This window comes from Bradyrhizobium manausense (genome assembly GCF_018130615.1).
Taxonomy (GTDB): Bacteria; Pseudomonadota; Alphaproteobacteria; order Rhizobiales; family Xanthobacteraceae; genus Bradyrhizobium; species Bradyrhizobium manausense_A.
This window is the reverse complement of sequence record NZ_JAFCKB010000001.1, coordinates 470,344-487,804: the sequence shown is the minus strand read 5'-3', so window position 1 is coordinate 487,804 and position 17,461 is coordinate 470,344. Positions and strand designations below refer to the sequence as shown.

16 protein-coding genes and 1 pseudogene are annotated in these 17,461 nt (G+C 64.5%); 9 read left to right on the top strand and 8 right to left on the bottom strand.

Annotated elements, in window-relative coordinates; all coding sequences use genetic code 11:
• Positions 1-38 precede the first annotated feature (38 nt).
• The gene (locus JQ587_RS02320; RefSeq protein ID WP_212302089.1) at positions 39-1,013 is read right to left on the bottom strand and encodes a Bug family tripartite tricarboxylate transporter substrate binding protein; all 975 of its coding nucleotides are present in this window, start codon (positions 1,011-1,013) and stop codon (positions 39-41) included.
• 125 nt (positions 1,014-1,138) lie between these two features.
• Between JQ587_RS02320 and JQ587_RS02315 the strand changes: the two genes are divergently transcribed.
• Together JQ587_RS02315 and JQ587_RS02310 are read left to right on the top strand one after the other, a co-directional pair.
• Complete coding sequence (locus JQ587_RS02315) at positions 1,139-1,549, top strand: VOC family protein (RefSeq protein WP_212302088.1); 411 nt, start codon at positions 1,139-1,141, stop codon at positions 1,547-1,549.
• Positions 1,550-1,703: 154 nt separating this feature from the next.
• Positions 1,704-2,093: pseudogene (locus JQ587_RS02310) on the top strand (AMP-binding enzyme); the annotation flags it as partial.
• A 50-nt stretch (positions 2,094-2,143) separates the two neighbouring features.
• On the opposite strand, the gene JQ587_RS02305 reads toward JQ587_RS02310, so the two are convergent.
• From JQ587_RS02305 to JQ587_RS02295, 3 genes are all read right to left on the bottom strand, one after another.
• Positions 2,144-3,238, bottom strand: coding sequence for an HD-GYP domain-containing protein (locus tag JQ587_RS02305; RefSeq protein WP_212302087.1), 1,095 nt, complete (start codon positions 3,236-3,238; stop codon positions 2,144-2,146).
• 380 nt (positions 3,239-3,618) lie between these two features.
• Complete coding sequence (locus JQ587_RS02300) at positions 3,619-5,913, bottom strand: xanthine dehydrogenase family protein molybdopterin-binding subunit (RefSeq protein ID WP_212424289.1); 2,295 nt, start codon at positions 5,911-5,913, stop codon at positions 3,619-3,621.
• The gene (locus JQ587_RS02295; RefSeq protein WP_092231998.1) at positions 5,910-6,401 is read right to left on the bottom strand and encodes a (2Fe-2S)-binding protein; all 492 of its coding nucleotides are present in this window, start codon (positions 6,399-6,401) and stop codon (positions 5,910-5,912) included. The genes JQ587_RS02300 and JQ587_RS02295 overlap by 4 nt, the downstream gene beginning before the upstream one ends.
• A 365-nt stretch (positions 6,402-6,766) precedes the next feature.
• Here JQ587_RS02295 and JQ587_RS02290 point away from each other — a divergent pair, with 365 nt between their 5' ends.
• The 3 genes from JQ587_RS02290 (at position 6,767) to JQ587_RS02280 (ending at position 8,704) form a co-directional block, all read left to right on the top strand.
• A complete protein-coding gene (locus JQ587_RS02290; protein WP_212424288.1) occupies positions 6,767-7,531 on the top strand; it encodes an alpha/beta fold hydrolase in 765 nt (254 codons plus the stop codon).
• Positions 7,532-7,554: 23 nt separating this feature from the next.
• Entirely contained in the window at positions 7,555-7,896 is a 342-nt protein-coding gene (locus JQ587_RS02285; protein ID WP_212302083.1) for a hypothetical protein, read from the top strand.
• Positions 7,897-8,032: 136 nt separating this feature from the next.
• A complete protein-coding gene (locus tag JQ587_RS02280; protein WP_212424287.1) occupies positions 8,033-8,704 on the top strand; it encodes a dienelactone hydrolase family protein in 672 nt (223 codons plus the stop codon).
• A gap of 25 nt (positions 8,705-8,729) precedes the next feature.
• On the opposite strand, the gene JQ587_RS02275 is transcribed toward JQ587_RS02280, so the two are convergent.
• On the bottom strand, positions 8,730-10,508 hold the full coding sequence (locus tag JQ587_RS02275; RefSeq protein ID WP_212424286.1) for a sigma 54-interacting transcriptional regulator: 1,779 nt from the start codon (positions 10,506-10,508) through the stop codon (positions 8,730-8,732).
• 385 nt (positions 10,509-10,893) lie between these two features.
• On the opposite strand from JQ587_RS02275, the gene JQ587_RS02270 reads away from it, so the two are divergent.
• The 4 genes from JQ587_RS02270 to JQ587_RS02255 all read left to right on the top strand — a co-directional run bounded on the left by JQ587_RS02270 (position 10,894) and on the right by JQ587_RS02255 (position 15,150).
• Positions 10,894-12,369 (top strand): benzaldehyde dehydrogenase, encoded by a 1,476-nt coding sequence (locus JQ587_RS02270; protein WP_212424285.1) that lies wholly within the window; start codon positions 10,894-10,896, stop codon positions 12,367-12,369.
• Between the two features lie 92 nt (positions 12,370-12,461).
• Entirely contained in the window at positions 12,462-13,562 is a 1,101-nt protein-coding gene (locus JQ587_RS02265) for an NAD(P)-dependent alcohol dehydrogenase (protein WP_212424284.1), read from the top strand.
• Positions 13,563-13,677: 115 nt separating this feature from the next.
• Positions 13,678-14,568 (top strand): alpha/beta hydrolase fold domain-containing protein, encoded by an 891-nt coding sequence (locus tag JQ587_RS02260; protein ID WP_212302078.1) that lies wholly within the window; start codon positions 13,678-13,680, stop codon positions 14,566-14,568.
• A 102-nt stretch (positions 14,569-14,670) separates the two neighbouring features.
• Positions 14,671-15,150, top strand: coding sequence for a hypothetical protein (locus JQ587_RS02255; RefSeq protein WP_212424283.1), 480 nt, complete (start codon positions 14,671-14,673; stop codon positions 15,148-15,150).
• A gap of 127 nt (positions 15,151-15,277) precedes the next feature.
• Here the strand turns inward: JQ587_RS02255 and JQ587_RS02250 are convergent, their stop codons facing one another.
• The 3 genes from JQ587_RS02250 to JQ587_RS02240 form a co-directional block, all read right to left on the bottom strand.
• Positions 15,278-16,015 (bottom strand): polysaccharide biosynthesis/export family protein, encoded by a 738-nt coding sequence (locus tag JQ587_RS02250; protein WP_349629459.1) that lies wholly within the window; start codon positions 16,013-16,015, stop codon positions 15,278-15,280.
• A 157-nt stretch (positions 16,016-16,172) separates the two neighbouring features.
• Positions 16,173-16,829 (bottom strand): peptide-methionine (S)-S-oxide reductase MsrA, encoded by a 657-nt coding sequence (msrA, locus tag JQ587_RS02245; protein WP_212424282.1) that lies wholly within the window; start codon positions 16,827-16,829, stop codon positions 16,173-16,175.
• A 153-nt stretch (positions 16,830-16,982) separates the two neighbouring features.
• A complete protein-coding gene (locus JQ587_RS02240; RefSeq protein WP_212302075.1) occupies positions 16,983-17,300 on the bottom strand; it encodes a hypothetical protein in 318 nt (105 codons plus the stop codon).
• Positions 17,301-17,461 lie beyond the last annotated feature (161 nt).

The following is a 17,461-nucleotide window of genomic DNA, read 5'->3' as shown; positions in this document are numbered from 1 at the left end:
TTACGGCGGGGCTCCGTTCACGCTCACGCGCGAGTCCGCTACTCGACCTTGAGGCCGGCGAACTCGACGACCTTCTTCCATTTGGCGGTCTCGGCCTCGATCTCCCGGCCGAATGCCTCCGGCGTCTCGACCAGCGGATCACCGCCGAGCTCGACCAGGCGCTTGGTCATGTCGGGCTCCTTCATGAGCGTGTTGATCTCGTTGTTGAGCTTGGCGATCAAGTCCTTGGGCATATTCTTCGGCGCACCGATGCCGAACAGCGCGCTCGCTTCGTAATCCTTCACGGTCTCGCCGATCGCGGGCACATCGGGCAGTTGCGGCGAGCGCTGCGCCGTGGTGACGCCGAGCGCGCGAAGCGAGCCGGAGCGGATGTGCTGGATGATCGAGGGCATGTTGTCGAAGATCACCTGCACCTGGCCGCCGAGCATGTCGGTGATCGCGGGCGCCGCACCGCGATAGGGCACGTGCTGCATCTTGCAGCCGGTCATCGCCATGAACATCTCGCCGGACAGATGCACCGAAGTGCCGTTGCCGGAGGACGCCATGTTCACCTTGCCGGGATTGGCCTTCACGTAGTCGATGAACTCGGCGACGGTCTTGGCCGGCACGTCCTTGTTGACGGTCATCACGTTCGGCACGCGCTGGAAGGCGGCGATCGGCGCGATGTCGCGGACGAAGTTGAACTTGAGGTTGGCATAAAGCGTGGAGTTGATGTAGTTCGCCGGATTGACCAGCAATACGGTGTAGCCATCCGGTTCGGCATTCACCACGGATTCGGTGCCGATATTGTTGCCGGCGCCCGGCTTGTTCTCGACCACGAATTGCTGGCCGAGCTTTTCCGACAGGCGCTGGCCGATCAGCCGCGCCAGGATGTCAGTGGCGCCGCCCGGCGGATAGCCGACCACGAACTTCACCGGCCGGGACGGATAGTCCGCTGCAAAGGCCTTCGACAGCGGGCTGGCTGCAAGCGGGGTGGCGGCGAGCAGGCCGAGCGCGGAACGGCGGGTGATCATCTCAAGGGTTCTCCCAGGTGTTGTTCTTGAAAAGCAGCTGTCTTGAAAGTCGCGGCAGCGGCGTTGTAACAAAGCGCGCCACGCGCGGAAAGTGCGCAACGTCCATGGCGACGAAAGGATAAGGCATGCCAGTCAAGGTTCAGGCTCTCGATCACCTCGTGATCAACGTCGCCGACGTCGCTGTCACCACCGAGTGGTATCGCAAGATTCTGGGCATGGAAGTCAAGGTGTTCGATCCCGGCGGCGGCAAAGCGCCGCGGACCTCGCTGCAGTTTGGTCAACAGAAGATCAACGTGCGGCCGCGCGACGCCGACAAGCTGGAGTGGTTCACCGCCGACCACCAAACCGCCGGCAGCGAGGATCTGTGCTTCCTCACCTCCTCGACGCCCGACGAGGTCATGACGCATTTGAAGGCCCACGGAGTTGCGATCGAGGAAGGCCCGGTTCCCAAGCAGGGCGCGCGCGGTACGTTGCGATCGGTCTATTGCCGGGATCCGGATGGTAGCCTGATCGAGATTTCGTCGTACGCAGATTAGATCTTCTCCCCACCGCCGCGCCGTGTGATGGCGGTAAGACGCAATCATCAAGAGGCAGCCGCGATCAGGATGCAGGCTGCACGGGGGAGTCATGTCCATTCAACGGACCGCAACCGGAATCGTGGGCCCGTCCGACGGACTCGATGTGCCGTGGCACGGCTTCTTTCTCACCGGCGACCGCGTCGAGCGCCTGGAGAACGGCTTCATCAGGTTCGGCGACCGCGCCAAGGACATGCTGAAGGTCGGCGGCGAGAACGTCGCGGCCTCCGAGATCGAGCAGGTGATCGCAATCGTCCCCGGCGTGCGCGAGGCCGCGGTGGTAGCGAAGAAGCATCCGATGCTGGACGAGGTGCCCGTTGTCTTCATCATCCCGCATGGCGGTGTCGCGGGCGCGGCACCGGATCTTCCGGACCGCGTGATCGCGGCCTGCCGCGAAGGCCTCGCCGACTTCAAGGTGCCCCGCGAGATCCACCTTGTCGACGACATGCCGCGCTCGACCCTGGAGAAGGTGGCGAAGGCAGAGCTACGGAAGATGGTGGGATGACTTTGTAGGGTGGGTTAGCCGAAGGCGTAACCCACCCTACGGCATCTCGCCTAGAACGACCCCAGCGCCACGGGACGGAACGCCTGCAGCAGTTGCTGGTCCAGCTTGCCGCCCATGCCTTCCATCATCGTGAAGGCACGCGAATGCGTGAACGGCATGCGATAGGCTCGCTTCTCCACCAGGGCGGCATAGATGTCGACGATCGTCGTCAGCCGCACGATGTCGCTGATCTGGTTCGACGACAGCCCGTTCGGATAGCCCGAGCCGTCGAGGAATTCGTGGTGATGCAGGACGACGTCGAGCATCTCCGGCGGGAAGCCGCCTTGCGCCGCAAGCGCGTCATAGCCACGGCGCGGATGATGGCGGACCTCGGCCATTTCCTCGTCGGTGAGCTTGCCGGGCTTGTCGAGCAGGTTCGAGGGAACGAAGGCCTTGCCGACATCGTGCAGCAGCGCCGCGCGGGTCAGCCGGCGCTGATCGTCCTCGCGCATGCCGAGATGCTGCGCGAAGGCGACCGCGAAGCCGGTGACGAACAGGCAGTGGCGGTAGCTGCCGACATGGTGGCAGCCGACGGTGGTGAGCCATTCGCGCAGCGAGGAGTGCTTGATCGCTTTCAGGATCTTGTTCTCGGCGGCGACGACGTCGTCGAAGGTCAGGGGCACGCCGAGCGGCAGCCTCTCGAACATCTTCGTCAGCACCGCATGCGCCGCCTCGACGCCGCGGTTGAGCGTCTTGCCGCGATCGGTCGCGTCATAGGTCGCAGTGTCCGGGAACGCGGCGCGGATGCGCTGCAGGATCGCGTCGGGCTGCAGCGGCCGCGAGATGGTGTCGGTGGCGCCCAGCGCCCACGCCTGCATGGTGCCGTGGTGCAGGGCGTCCGCCAGCACGAACAGCCGCGGCATCGAACGATAGCCTTCGCCGCGCAGCCTGTTGCGCACGCGCTGTACGCTCTCGGGCGAACGCAGGTTGATGTCGACCACGAGGCCGGAGAGTTCGCGTGACGGCTGTTCAGGGATTTCCTGTGTCGTCACCGTCGCAACGTCGCCGACCGCCTTCAGGATGCTGGCGAGCTCGGTGCTCGCATCGCTCCGGTCGGAGGCAAGCAGAAGCCGGCGTTTGGCGGCGGATTTGGCTGGCGCGTTCATGGCTTCCCCAAGAGCACGGGAGTGTATTCGGCGTCAGCCTAAGCCGGATCAGGTTCTCCGGCCCTTAAGAGGCGTGCTCAACGGAACCTTGGCGAATTGCACGCAATTTTACGGATGCGCGGAACCCGAACCGCGAAAACAACCCCATGCACAGTAGACGGGCCCTTGAAAACAAAGGGGATTTTAACCCCGCCGTCGTCCCCCGGCTTGACCGGGCGATCCAGGACTCCGAGATGGCGCGGCTTGAACCGAGAAGCCGCGGCGTACTGGATGCCCCGCTTTCGCAAAGCATGACGGAGAGTGTGGGGATGTAGCGCGCAAAAAATCCGCCGGAGGCTACCCCTCCGGCGGATCATCTCATTCCGCGATGGCAGCTCGCCTTACGCCTTCATCGCCCCCTTCACGGCCTCGGCCGTAATCGGCAGCGCCCGGACGCGAGCGCCACTGGCATTGAAGATGGCGTTGCCGATGGCGGGAGCGACGACCGTCACCGCGGGCTCGCCGACGCCGGTGGCCTTCTCGCCATTGGCGATCACCGCGACTGCGACCTCCGGCATCTGGCTCATGCGCAAAGGCCTGTAGCTGTCGAAGTTGGTCTGCTCGATGCCACCGTCCTTCAGCGTCGCCTTCTCGTACATCGCCAGCGACAGGCCCCACAGCGCCGCACCCTCGACCTGGGCGCGGATGTTGTCGGGATGCACCTGCGTGCCGACGTCGGTTGCGACCGTGAGCTTCTTCACGGTCACCTCGCCCGAGGGCGCGACAGCGACGTGCGCGACGCAAGCCGTCCAGCTTGCGGTCGCGCGTTCCTGCGACGACACGCAGGCCACGCCCATGCCCTCGCCCTTCGGCAGCTTCTTGGTGCCGTAGCCGGCGAGGCCCATCGCCGCGAGCAGGGTGTTGCGCAGCCGCTGCGCGCCGCCGTCGTTCTTGCCGGCGCCGTCGAGCAGCGAGATGCGGTATTGCGCCGGATCCTTGCCGGTCGCAGCCGCGATCTCGTCGATCATGCTTTCGACCGCCCAGAAGGTCCAACCCGGCGCCACCGAACGGAGCTGACCCGACGGAGTGGCGTTGTGCGCCATCTCGTTCTTGATCGCCCGCACATGATGGTTGGGCACGGTGTAGAAGAAGTCCGATCCGTTCACGGTGAAGGAATCGAGCGGCCCCTTCTTGTCGACCGAGGGCGTGAGGAAATCAGGAATTCCCCAGCGCGCGGTCGGCCAGGCCGAGACCACGTCGTGGCTGAGCGCGACGAGCTTGCCGTCGCCGTCCACGCCGGCCTTCACTTTCTGGTAGGTGAGCGGACGCGAGAAATCCATCGTCATGTCGTTCTCGCGCGTGTAGATCACCTTCACCGGCTTGCCCACGGCCTTCGCCGCCTGCACGGCCGGCACCATCATGTCGGCATCGAGCCTGCGGCCGAAACCGCCGCCGAGCCACATCTGGTGCATCACCACGAATTTTGGATCGATCCCGGCCGCGCCTGCCGCAATCGCGCCGGAGCGCGTCGCGAACTGGTTGCCGGAATAGATGTGCAGGATGTCGCCCTTGAACTCCGCGGTGGCGTTCATCGGCTCCATCGGCGCGTGGATGTTGATGCTGGTGGTGTACTCCGCCTCCAGCACCTTGGCAGCCGTGCCGAGGGCGGCTGCGGGATCGCCGTCCTTGACGAAGAACTGGCCGGAATCGTCCAGACCCTGAAGCCGCTTGGCTTCATCGAGCAGCGACTGGCTCGACAGCTTCGCATTCGGGCCGCCCTCATAGCTGATCTTCAGCGCTGCCGCCGCCTTCTTTGCATTGGCATAAGTGCCGGCGACCGCGACCACCCAGCCCGACGTCGTCTGCGTCTTGTCGTCGAGGATGACGGCCTTGATGAAGCCCGGCACGGACTTCGCAGCCGAATCGTCGACCGATTTCACCGTGGCGCCGAAGCGCACCGGCGGCGTGACGATCGCGCCATAGGCCATGCCCGGAATCATCACGTCGATGCCGTACTTGGCCGTGCCGTTGGTCTTGGAGGGGATGTCGAGCTGCGGCACCGACACACCGATCATGGTGTATTGATCCGGAGTCTTCAGCTTGATCGCCTTGATCTCGTCAGGCGTGAAGGTCTTGGTCGCCTTGCCGCTCTTCACGATGTCGGCAAACGACATCTGCTTTTTCGATTTCGGGTGCGAAACCATGGAGTCGCGGACGACGAGCTCGTCCTTGAAGTAGGGCGGCAAGCCCATGGCCGCGGCAGCGGCCTCCGTCAGGGCCATGCGGCCGGCAGCGCCCGCGCGGCTCATCGCCTCGAAGTTCATCATGGTCGACCAGCTTCCGCCGGTGATTTGCGCCCCCAGCACGGGGTCGTTGAACTTCGGATCGTTGGAGGCGAGGTTGACCCGCATGTCGCTCCACTTCGCGCCCAGCTCCTCGCAGACGATCTGCGCCATGGTGGAGGCGATGTGCTGACCCATGTCGGCCTTGCCGCAGGTCACGGTGACCAGGCCGTCCGGCGAGATCGAATACCAGACGCTCGGCTCGAAATTGGCCGGCGCCGCAGCGAGCGCTTCGCCGATACCGGGCACGCCGGCATAGCCGAGCACGAGACCTGTCGCGGCCGTGCCGACCAGGAAGGAGCGGCGGCTGAGATCGGTCGTTTCGGGTGTGACGTTCTTCACGTGCTGATTCATGTGGGCCTCCGCTCGTTGCCGGCGGCGGATGCGGTGCGCATCTCGGTGGCGGCGCGCATGATTGCCTTCTGGATCCGCGAGTAGGTCATGCAACGGCAGAGATTGCCGTCCATATGCGCCACGACCTCTTCCTTGGTCGGATTGGCGTTCTTCGCCAGCAGCGAAGCCGCCTGCATGATCTGCCCGGACTGGCAGTAGCCGCATTGCGGCACCTGCTCGGCGATCCACGCCTTCTGAAGCGGATGATCACCCTTGGCGGAAAGCCCTTCGATGGTGGTGATCTTCTTGCCGGCGACATCGCCGACCATGGTCTGGCACGAGCGCACGGCTTCGCCGTTGACGTGCACGGTGCAGGCACCGCACAGGCCGGCACCGCAGCCGAATTTCGTGCCGGTCATTTGCAATTGTTCGCGGATGGCCCAAAGGAGCGGCGTGTCGTTTGCCGCATCCACGGACATACTCCGCCCGTTGATCGTGAGCGTTGGCATAGGCGTCTTCCCCTGCCGGTGCATGAAGCCGCTTACGGCGGCAACTTGAGCAGCAGACGCCCACCGGGCTGGCGCCCACCTTGCGCGCGAGAATGATCGGGTTCGCGGCGAGAGGCAAATGCAATTTGGAATCGATCGAAACTAACTCGGCATCGGCTTGTTGTGCGCTGCGACACCCGCGCTGATGTTAGCCACTGAACGCAACAAGTAGAGCACGCGAGGCATAAGCGCCGAATGCGCTCAGGCAGTTTCTTCGAAGTAACTTGGCAGGCTAGGATGAGGCCGCAGACTCGGGCTTCCCTTCCCCCCTTGCGGGAGAGGGTGCACCGGTGTTGCCGCGAGAAGAAAAGAAAGAGGCGGAGACAATGCCAAAGATCGATCGGGACGGCGTCGGCATCTATTACGAGATTCACGGCGACGGGCCGCCGCTGCTGCTCACCCATGGCTATTCCTCGACCTCAGCGATGTGGCACGGCCAGATCGATGCGCTGGCGCGCGACCACCGACTGATCTTGTGGGACATGCGCGGGCACGGGCAGTCCGATTATCCCGACGACCCCAAGGCCTATAGCGAGGCGCTCACCGTCGGCGACATGGCGGCGATCCTCGATGCGGTCGGCGCCAGGCGCGCCATCATCGGCGGGTTGTCGCTCGGCGGCTACATGTCGCTCGCGTTCTATCGCACCCATCCAACACGCACGCGCGCGCTGCTGATCATCGACACCGGTCCGGGCTTCAGGAAGGACGATGCGCGCGAGGCCTGGAATGCGCGGGCGCTCGCCACCGCCGACAAGCTCGATCGCGAAGGTCTCGACGTGCTGAAGGCGGCCACGCGCGAGCGCGCCACCGCCAGCCATCGCAACGCCAGGGGATTGGCGCTCGCCGCGCGCGGCATGATGACCCAGCGCGATGCCGCGGTGATGGAGCTGCTGCCCGGCATCAAGGTGCCCAGCCTGATCGTGGTCGGCGCCGACGACACACCGTTCCTGGCGGCGTCCGACTACATGGCGGCAAAGATCCCCGGCGCACAAAAGGTCGTGATCCCCGCCGCCGGACATGCCGTCAACATCGACCAGCCCAAGGCTTTTGTTGACGCCGTGGTGCCTTTCCTGAAGAACTTGCCGGAATAGACGACGAGACGAGGATCACGAAAATGAAGCGGGCAATCTTGGCTGCGGGCGCAGCGCTTCTCTCCATGGCGGCGTCCGTGCAGGCCGAGCCCTTCGGCACGGTGCCGCTGCGCCGGCCCTTCGTCGAGACCTTGTCGAACAACACGCCTCTGGCGTTCGGGATGGATGCGGATCAGACCGCGCACGCACTCGGACAACCCCTGCAATATGTCCGGGGCCGCCCCGGCAACGAGATCTATCTCGCCCTTCGCGACATCGGCGGCAGTGGATTGGTGCCCTACCGTCACCGCCTGTTCCTGCAATTCCGTCACGGACGGCTGGCGGGATGGAAGGAGGATTACGGCGAGAACTGGATGTGGGAGTGATCGCTGCTCTTCGTGTCTCAGAGAAATCGTATCCGCGGTTTTGCGTTGAAGTTGCCCCATCGTCATGCCCGGGCATGACGAGTTTGCGGAACGAGCAGAATTCTCAATCAACGAACAACCAAGAAGGACAACCCGCGTGGGACAAGACATCCAACTGACGGCGTCGGACAATTTCCAGCTCGGCGCCTATCGCGCCGACCCCTCGGGCACGCCGAAAGGCGCGGTGGTGGTGATCCAGGAGATTTTTGGCGTCAATCATCACATCCGCTCGGTCTGCGACCGGCTCGCGGGCGAAGGCTATGTCGCGATCGCACCGTCGATCTTCGATCGCACCACGCCGAACTTCCAGTCGGGCTATACGCCCGACGAGATCGCGGAAGCGCGCAAGTTCGTCGCCAGCCCCGATTGGAATGCGATGCTGCGCGACACGCAGGCCGCGATCGACGCGGTCAGAAGCGCCGGCCCGGTCGGCATCATCGGCTTCTGTCTCGGCGGCAGCATCGCCTTTGTCGCGGCGACGCGGCTCGCCGGCCTGAAAGCCGCCATCGGCTATTATGGCGGCGCCGTCGTGCGCTTTGCGGATGAGAAGCCGAAGGTGCCGACGCAACTGCATTTCGGTGAGAAGGATGCCGGCATTCCTCTCACCGATGTCGAGAGCGTCAAGGCGAAGCGGCCCGATGTCGAGGTCTTCATCTATCCCGGCGCCCAGCACGGCTTCCATTGCGACGAGCGGCAAAGCTACGACAAGGCGAGTTCCGATATCGCCTGGCCGCGTAGCATGGCGTTCTTTGCGAAGCATTTGACGTGACGTCGCAGACGCCGTTCCGGACCGGCTAGCTGCGCAGGCCCAGCCTTCGCAGCCGATAGTCGAGCTGAGCCCGGCTGATCTTCAGCGCACGCGCCGCGGCCGAAACATTGCCGCCCGCATGCGTCAGTGCCGTTTCATAGATGGCACGCTCGACTTCCGCAAACGATTCATTGCCCTGGAATTGCGGAGTGTCGGGCGTCCCGTGCTGCGGCGGCCCGTCCTGATGAAGAGGCACACGTCCGAGCCGTCCGTCACTCGTGAGCTGGATCGAGAACGGCGGCAGCAGTTCGGAACTGCTGAAGAGATGAGCAACGTCGATCACTCCGCCATCCTCGGCGTAAACGACCCCGCGCTCGATCAGATTCTGCAATTCCCTGATGTTGCCCGGATAGTCGTATTTCAGCAGCGCGTCGGTGGCGCGGCCGCTGAAACCGGTCAAGCGACGCCCATGGCGCGCCGAATAGACGCCCAGAAAATGCGCCATCAGGAGCGGGATGTCATCTCGACGTTCGCGCAGCGGTGGGATCGCGATCGGGAACACGCAGAGCCTGAAATACAGATCCTGCCGGAATCGCCCGGCGGCAACTTCCGCGCTCAGATCGACGTTGGAGGCGGCGACCACCCTGACGTCAAGCGAGATTGTCTTCGATCCTCCGACCCGTTCGATCTTGCGCTCTTGCAGCGCCCGCAGCACCTTTCCTTGCGCCGAATAGGTCAGCGACGCAATTTCATCGAGAAAGAGCGTACCTCCCGCGGCACGCTCGAAGTAGCCTGCGCGTGACGCAATCGCGCCGGTATAGGCCCCCTTCTCGACACCGAACAATTCGGACTCCACAAGCTGCTCGGGAATCGCCGCACAGTTGATCGCGACGAAGGGCCCTTCAGGGCGCCGACTCATCGCGTGCAGTTGGCTCGAGAACAGCTCCTTGCCGACGCCGGATTCACCGACGAAAAGCACCGTCGCATCGGTTGCGGCGACACGCTCCAATTGGCGCCGCGTGCGCACGAACGCAGCCGAAACGCCGACCGCAACGTCGCCTCTCGCCTCGATAGTGGCGGACGGCTCGCCTTTGGCAACGGCACTTCCGCCCGCGGCGCGGACCGGTCGGCTCTTCCACTCCAGGCCGAAATATTGCCGCTCCGGCGCATCGTCGCCCCAGGCGTCCGCATGTTGCCCGATCACCACGCAGCGCGAGGCGCCCATGCCGGCGCACTCGACCTCCCGAAAGATCACCGGCTTGCCGAACAGTTTTGTGGTGTAGCCGGAGGGATAGCCGATCTGCAGCCAGCAGACTGGCTCGGTGGCGGGGCCGTAGCTTGCCAGGTGCTCGGCGGCTTCGGACGAATCATCCCAGTAGAACTCGCCGAAATAGGTCCCCTTGTCGCGGTCGAACTCGAAATGACGCGTCGTGACTTTGACGAACCCTTCCAGCGTGTGGACGCGAGGGCCGGCGGCGAGCGCGTGGGTGAGATCTTCGTTGGGAAAGCGCTTCTGAATCAACGCCGCGTCGCGCGCGCCCTGCATGTAACCGACCCGCATGAAGATCGCCTTGGCGGCTTCGACGCCGAAGGCGTCGATGATCTCGGCACGCAATCGTCCGAGCACCTGGGACTGCATCAAGACCATGCGCTGGTCGTTGAGCCAGATGCGGCCGTCGCCGAGCGCAAAGTGGAGGGATTCAGCGAGGTCGTCGAAGGTCGGCGGTGCGCCGGTCCTGACCTCGCTGCTCGCGCCCCGGCTCAGAATCCGGGCGGCCCGGCGCGACGCCTCGGCCAATGAAATCAGAGCGTCTGGGTCCGACACGGCCCCTCTATTTTCTCAAATGATGAAATCGACCTTTAAGCCCATTTCATCATTTGAGAAAGATGGAAACGCCCGACCAAGAAACCAAGCGGCCCCAGACGGGGCTTTTCGTAACCAATATCGCATTGATTTTATTACACTATTTATCCTGCGCCGAGAGCCAGATCAAAAGCATCGAGGGGCCCTGGCATCCGGCTTGCTAATGCCCCCGCACGAAGGGAAGGACAACGATACAAGAGGGCTGGCATGCAAGGCCACGGCGGGCAGATCCATGCCTGTCCACCGACTGTGCGCCTTTGCGTCTCGTTTTCCTCCCTGCTCCGCCGGCGTCATGCCGCCGATGCGTCAACGACAGCCGCACAACGCGGCCACGGGAGGAAATTTGATGAACACACAGGCTCACAACTTCATTGCCGTCGAACGTTGGCACGGTAAGGCGTTCCTCGGCGAGTGGTGCGCGACCGGCGGCGGCGTTACCGACGTGAGCGATCCCGCGACGCGCGCAGTGCTGGGCTCCGTAGGCATCGGCGATGCGACTGATATTGCGAGGGCCGCACGCGCGGCGCGTCTTGCCCAGCCGACCTGGGCGGAGAAGCTCCCGCAGGAACGCACCGCAATCCTCAACAAGGCGGCTGACCTGCTCGAACGAAACGGCGAAGAATTGATCGGCTGGATCATGCGCGAGAGCGGCTCGATCCAGCCGAAGGCCGCGATCGAGATCGAGCATGGCGCGGGCTTCGTGCGTCATGCCGCTGCCATCGCTCTCGAGCCCAACGGGATCCTGCTGCCCTCGATGGAGCCGGGCCGCTCCAACACAGCCAAGCGCGTGCCGCATGGCGTGGTCGGCGTAATCTCGCCGTTCAACTTCCCGCTGGTGCTTTCGATCCGCGCCGTCGCCGCGGCGCTCGCGGTAGGCAATGCGGTCGTTCACAAGCCCGATCCGCGCACGGCCGTGTCGGGCGGCATCATCATCGCGCGAATCTTCGAGGAAGCCGGCCTGCCTGCTGGCGTGCTCCAGGTCGTGCCAGGCGGCGCTGTGGCAGGTGAAGCGATGTGCGCCGATCCCAACATCGCGATGATCTCCTTCACCGGTTCGGCAGCGGGCGGCAGCAAGGTCGGCGAAGTCGCCGGTCGCCATCTCAAGAAGGTCCAACTCGAGCTCGGCGGCAAGAATTCGCTGATCGTGCTCGACGATGCCGATCTCGACATCGCGGCGTCCAACGCCGCCTGGGGCGCCTTCCTGCACCAGGGTCAGATCTGCATGTCGACCGGCCTCGTGCTGGCGCAGAAGAACGTCGCCGAAGGCCTGGCGAACCGGATTGCTGAAAAGGCGCGTCATCTGCCTGCCGGAGACCCCTCATCCGGGCGCGTCGCGCTCGGACCGATCATCAGCGATGCGCAAGTCGAGAAGATTCAATCCATCGTGGACGATGCAGTGGCCAAGGGCGCACGGCTACTCGCCGGCGGCAGCCATGACGGCCGCTACTACCAGGCGACTGTGCTCGCCGACGTGAAGCCCGGCATGCTCGCCTTCGAAGAGGAGATTTTCGGACCAGTCGCCTGCATGGTCAGCTTCGCGACGGACGACGATGCGGTCGCGCTAGCCAATCTCTCCGAATATGGCCTCGCCGCCGGCGTCATTTCGGGCTCGGTCGCGCGCGCCCGCGCTGTCGGGGAGCGGTTGAATGTCGGCCAGCTCCACATCAACGACCAGACGGTGAATGGCGGCCCGTTCGCGCCGTTCGGCGGCCGCGGCCGCTCCGGCAATGGCAGCCGCGTCAGCGGCCCCGCGATCTGGGAAGAGTTCACGCAGTGGGTGTGGACCTCCGAGAAACCGCAAGCGACGCCGTACCCGTTCTGAGCTTCCTACCTGCGCCCGGCGCGCTGCGCCGGACGCGCCCACGACTTCCAATTCTGTTGCAGCAACTTTCATTCCCGACCGGAGATCCCACCATGAAAATTCGTGCCGCAATCGCCCGCGAAAAGGGTGCGCCGCTCAGCCTCGAAACCATCGAGATCGAAACCCCGCGCGCCGACGAAATCCTCGTGAAGGTGGCCGCGACCGGCGTCTGCCACACCGATCTCGTCGTGCGCGACGGAATGCTGCCGACGCCCCTGCCGGTCGTGCTCGGCCATGAAGGAGCCGGCATCGTCGAAGCCGTCGGGGCCGCCATCAGCAAAGTGAAGCCGGGCGATCACGTGGTGATGACGTTCAACTCCTGCGGAGCCTGCCCGAGCTGCCGCGACCACGCGACGACCTATTGCCACGAATTCTTCCCACGCAACTTCTTCGCCGCCCGGGTCGACGGCACCAGCGGCCTCTCTGCGGACGGTGAGCGTATCAACGGCAACTTCTTCGGCCAGTCGTCATTCGCAACCCATGCGCTGTGCCACGAGGCGAATGTCGTGAAGGTGCCAAGCGACGTGCCGCTCGACCTGCTGGGCCCGCTCGCCTGCGGCGTGCAGACCGGGGCCGGCGCCGTCCTGAATGCCCTGAGAGTGTTACCTGGAAAGTCCTTTGCCGTGTTCGGCGCGGGCTCGGTGGGTCTGTCTGCCCTGATGGCCGCCGTCGTCGTCGGCGCAACCAAGATCATCGCCGTCGACACCAAGCCGTCCCGGCTTAGCATCGCCAGGGCGCTTGGCGCCACCCACACGATCGATCCGACCACGGTCAATCCGGTCGAGGAGATCATGCGCATCACCGGCAGCGGGCTCAATTTCGCGCTCGACACCACCGGCGTGCCCACGGTGATCCGCAGCGCTGTGGAGAGCCTCGGTCCGCGCGGTGCCTGTGGCATCCTGGGAGCATCGGGACCGGATGCCGAAATCGTCCTCAACGAGACTCACTTCATGAGTGGCGGACGCCGCCTCATCGGCATCGTCGAAGGCGAGTCCAACCCGGACACCTTCATTCCGATGCTGATCGACCTCTACCGGCAGGGGCGCTTCCCCTTCGACAAGCTCGTGAAGTTCTACGCGCTCGACGAGATCAACAAGGCGATCCACGCCTCGGAAACCGGCGAGGCCATCAAGCCGATCGTGCGGATGAACTGAGCGGCGTCGCCGTTTCCGCACGCGGGGCCGGCGCAGCAACAGATCGGTCGCATCACGATACGCGACGAATCCGGGCCGGCGCGACCGGCGGTCGGTTCGCCACAAAGGAGTGAACGTGTCCAAGCAGCAGCTCGCAGCTATCCTTGAAATCAGCGCCCAATTCCCACCGCCGGAGAATGCCGGCCCGCCGGAGATGCGAGCGTGGTTCGAAGCCATCAATGCCCCGACGCCGATCCCCGAAGGAATCATGGTTGAGCGGGTTCCGGCAGGTCCGGCGGGAGGCGACCTGATCCGCTTTAGCGGCGCGGACGACAAGCGCCTGATCATCTATTTCCACGGCGGCGGTTTCTTCTTCGGCTCGTCGCGTTCGCATCGCGTGATCGCGGCAAATCTTGCGCGGCTCTCGGGCGTTCCGGTTCTTGCCGCCGACTATCGGCTTGCGCCGGAAAATCCTGCGCCTTTCGCGCACGACGATGCGTTCGCAGTCTACGAATGGGCGCTCGATCGCGGCTATCCGGCATCCGCCATCGCTCTGAGCGGCGATTCCGCAGGCGGCAACCTTGCGCTCGCCGCCGCGGTCCGGGCGCGAGACGCCGGACGGCCCGCACCTGGCGCATTGATCCTGATGTCGCCGGCGCTCGATTTCACGGGCCAGAGCGAGTCGTATCGAACGATCAGCGACGCGCCCTTGCTGACGCCGCAACTGATGTCGCTGTTCACGAATGTCTATATTGGCAAGGGCGATCCGAAGTCGTCGCTGGTGACGCCGTTCGACGACGACCTGTCGAAACTGCCTCCAACCCTCATTCACGTCGGCTCCTGGGAACTGCTGCGCGACGACAGCATCCGGATCGCCGACAGGCTGCGCAACGCGGGATGTACGGCGGAGCTCAAGGTTTGGGACGGTATGTGCCATTCCTGGCAGCTGTTCGCGCCGATGCTCGATGAGGGCATGGCTTCGATCGAAGAGGCGGCGAGCTTCGCGCAAACTCACCTGAAGGCGTGAGCGGTGGCGCCGGCGTAGGCTGGCAGGGAAATCGGGTGGGCGCATCGCGGGCCGTGGCGATAAGGCTGACTGAATCGAGTTATTTTCCACGGAGAAGTACTCATGCAGGAAACCATGGCCCGCATCATCCGCAATCCATTCGGCACCATCGATGTTCCCGAGCCGACCGATCACGGCGTGACGGAATACGCCGCGACGGCGACGCTCGCCGGGGGCGCGGCCGACGGCAATGCCGCGCATTGGGCGTCCATTCCCGCTCCCTCCGACCCGCTCGAAGGCGCGTGGGCGAGCCGCTGGAACGGTGGCGCCGATCCGACCATCGCCGGCGATACGCTGGAGGCATGGAAGCAAGGCCGCGCGGAAGTCCGCGTCATGGCTGGTCGGATCTATCTGCGGTTCGATTGGGATGAGGGCCGCCGACACGGACTGATCGATGCTGCGCGCGAGGACGGCAATCGCCTGGTCGGGAAATACATCAACCTGACCAATCCCGCGATCATGCGGCCGTGGATCGGACTCGTGGTCGATGCCGCGCGCATCGACGGATGCTTTCCGAACGGGCGGCTGGATTTCAGGCGATGAAGCTCCGCAGTCATTCCGGGGCGCGCGAGCTGCGAACTCTGGTGCGCAATTGCGCACCAGAGAACCTCGAGATTCCGGGTCTGGTGCTAGCGCACCATCCCGGAATGACGAAGTACGTTGTACTTGGTCAAAACCAGCGCTCGCCGACGAACACGGTGTCGCCGGGGCTGACGGGTGTGCCGAGCGGCACGACGGCGCGCATGGCGCCGCCGCCTTCGGTGTGGGTGACGGTGACCACGTCGCGCTTGGCACGCGGTGAAAAGCCGCCGGCGATCGCGACCGCGCTTTCGACTGTCATGTTCGGCACGTAGGGATATTGGCCGGGGGCGGCGACTTCACCGAGAATGAAGAACGGGCGGTAGGACTCGATCTCGACGGCGACCGACGGCTCGCGGATGTAGCCGTTGCGCAGGCGCGCTGCGATCTCGCCGGCAAGTCCCGCCGTGGTGCGGCCGCGCGCCGGCACCGCCCCGATCAGCGGCATGGTGATGGAGCCGCCGGCATCGATGGCGTAGCTGTTGGTGAGACCTTCCTGGCCATAGACCACGACGCGCAGCTTGTCGCCGGCATCGAGGTGATAAGAAGAGTCGTAGCGAACCGGTGCGGCCACCACCGGCGCGGCATAGGCGACCGGCACGGGTGCAGGACCCGAGGCAAAGGAATTGCTGAGCGCGGCAATGGCACCGCCGCCGTTGTTGGCAACGACGACCGGCGGAGCGCTATAGGGCTGGCCATAGGCCATCGCGTCGAGATCGGGACGGGGCTGAACCATCGCGACGGGACCAGCGGTCTGCATGCAGCCGCCCAGGGTCAGCGCGGCGGACGCTGCCAAGATCGACCATCGAAACGCGCGCAGAACTCGCACCGGACCATCCCTAAAAACGAGACAGCTCCAGTCTTGCACCCGTTATGGTTAATAAAGGGTTGAGGGGCGATGTGGGGCGGCGCTGCACGCCAGGAGCGCAGCGCGACCTCTCTCGCAAGCGGAAGAGGTGTAGCGCCGGTGTGGCACCATTGAGCGCTTATGCGCTCACACCAACACCGATCGGACACGACACGCCGGTGCCGCCGAGGCCGCAATAACCGGCGGGGTTCTTCGCCAGATATTGCTGATGGTAGTCCTCGGCGAAATAGAACGGGCCGGCCGGCGCGATCTCGGTGGTGATCGCACCGAGACCTTTTGCGTTGAGCGCCTTCTGATAGAGCGCCTTCGACTCATCGGCGGCTTTCTTCTGCGCGTCGGAGTAGGTGTAGATCGCACTCCGATATTGCGTGCCGACGTCGTTGCCCTGGCGCATGCCCTGCGTCGGGTTGTGGTTCTCCCAGAACGTCTTCAGCAGCCTCTCATAGGAGATCTTCTTCGGATCGAACACGACCAGCACCACTTCGGTATGGCCGGTACGCCCCGAACAGGTCTCTTCATAGGTCGGGTTCGGCGTGTGACCGCCGGCATAGCCGACAGCTGTCGTGTAAATGCCGTCGCCGAGTTCCCAGAATTTGCGCTCGGCGCCCCAGAAGCAACCAAGGCCGAACACCGCCTGCTCAAGGCCGGCGGGATAAGGCGGCTGCAATCTCGCGCCGTTGACGAAATGAATGCTCGCGGTGGGAATGGCTTGCACACGGCCGGGCAGCGCGTCGGCTGCGCTCGGCAATGCGGTGGACTTGCGCATGAACAACATGATGAACCTCCGCAAACGAGATGTGCGTCGCCTGAGCCAGATGCTCGGGCGGCGCGTGCTCGTGATCGAGTGGGAATATAGGTTTTTACGCTGGGAGCGGCAGTCTTGTTACGCCGTCCCTCGCTCGGAGCTCAGTCCGGCGGGAATTGGAGATCAATCCCGGGAATAGCCGATCAGCGGCTTGCGCGGGCGGAACAGGATCATCAGGAAAATGCCGAGGAGGCCGAGGACGGCGAAAACCGGCTGGTCCAGCACCAGGCGGATCACCGAGGTCCAGAGCCAGGGCGCCTTGGCCTCGACCCAGGTCCGGAATGCGGACTGGCTGGCCTGGTTGATGTCGTTCCAGAACTGGCCGAACCGGGTGAACCGCAGGGTCTGGTCGGCCACCCAGCGGGCGCCGTCATAGACCATGAAGAAGAACCCGCCGGCCAGCAGCAGCAAGCCAATCAGTCGGAAAAAGCCGCGGATCATGCCCCACCCCAAATGGTCGCCCGGTCGGACGCCCCTTCAAACGCCGTCGAAATGCCGCCAGCCAATAGCCGGGAGACGGTAGAAATTCAACCTCATCAGGGCGTTACGGCCCCCTCGGAACGCCCAAGGGCCTGTTTTCCCGGCCTGGAAAGCGTTGACGG

What these genes read in the sequence shown, in the direction of transcription:
- JQ587_RS02320 (WP_212302089.1), bottom strand. Translation starts at nt 1,013, where the DNA reads ATGATCACCCGCCGTTCCGCGCTCGGCCTGCTCGCCGCCACCCCGCTT.
- JQ587_RS02315 (WP_212302088.1), top strand. Translation starts at nt 1,139, where the DNA reads ATGCCAGTCAAGGTTCAGGCTCTCGATCACCTCGTGATCAACGTCGCC.
- JQ587_RS02305 (WP_212302087.1), bottom strand. Translation starts at nt 3,238, where the DNA reads ATGAACGCGCCAGCCAAATCCGCCGCCAAACGCCGGCTTCTGCTTGCC.
- JQ587_RS02300 (WP_212424289.1), bottom strand. Translation starts at nt 5,913, where the DNA reads ATGAATCAGCACGTGAAGAACGTCACACCCGAAACGACCGATCTCAGC.
- JQ587_RS02295 (WP_092231998.1), bottom strand. Translation starts at nt 6,401, where the DNA reads ATGCCAACGCTCACGATCAACGGGCGGAGTATGTCCGTGGATGCGGCA.
- JQ587_RS02290 (WP_212424288.1), top strand. Translation starts at nt 6,767, where the DNA reads ATGCCAAAGATCGATCGGGACGGCGTCGGCATCTATTACGAGATTCAC.
- JQ587_RS02285 (WP_212302083.1), top strand. Translation starts at nt 7,555, where the DNA reads ATGAAGCGGGCAATCTTGGCTGCGGGCGCAGCGCTTCTCTCCATGGCG.
- JQ587_RS02270 (WP_212424285.1), top strand. Translation starts at nt 10,894, where the DNA reads ATGAACACACAGGCTCACAACTTCATTGCCGTCGAACGTTGGCACGGT.
- JQ587_RS02265 (WP_212424284.1), top strand. Translation starts at nt 12,462, where the DNA reads ATGAAAATTCGTGCCGCAATCGCCCGCGAAAAGGGTGCGCCGCTCAGC.
- JQ587_RS02255 (WP_212424283.1), top strand. Translation starts at nt 14,671, where the DNA reads ATGCAGGAAACCATGGCCCGCATCATCCGCAATCCATTCGGCACCATC.
- msrA (WP_212424282.1), bottom strand. Translation starts at nt 16,829, where the DNA reads ATGTTGTTCATGCGCAAGTCCACCGCATTGCCGAGCGCAGCCGACGCG.
- JQ587_RS02240 (WP_212302075.1), bottom strand. Translation starts at nt 17,300, where the DNA reads ATGATCCGCGGCTTTTTCCGACTGATTGGCTTGCTGCTGCTGGCCGGC.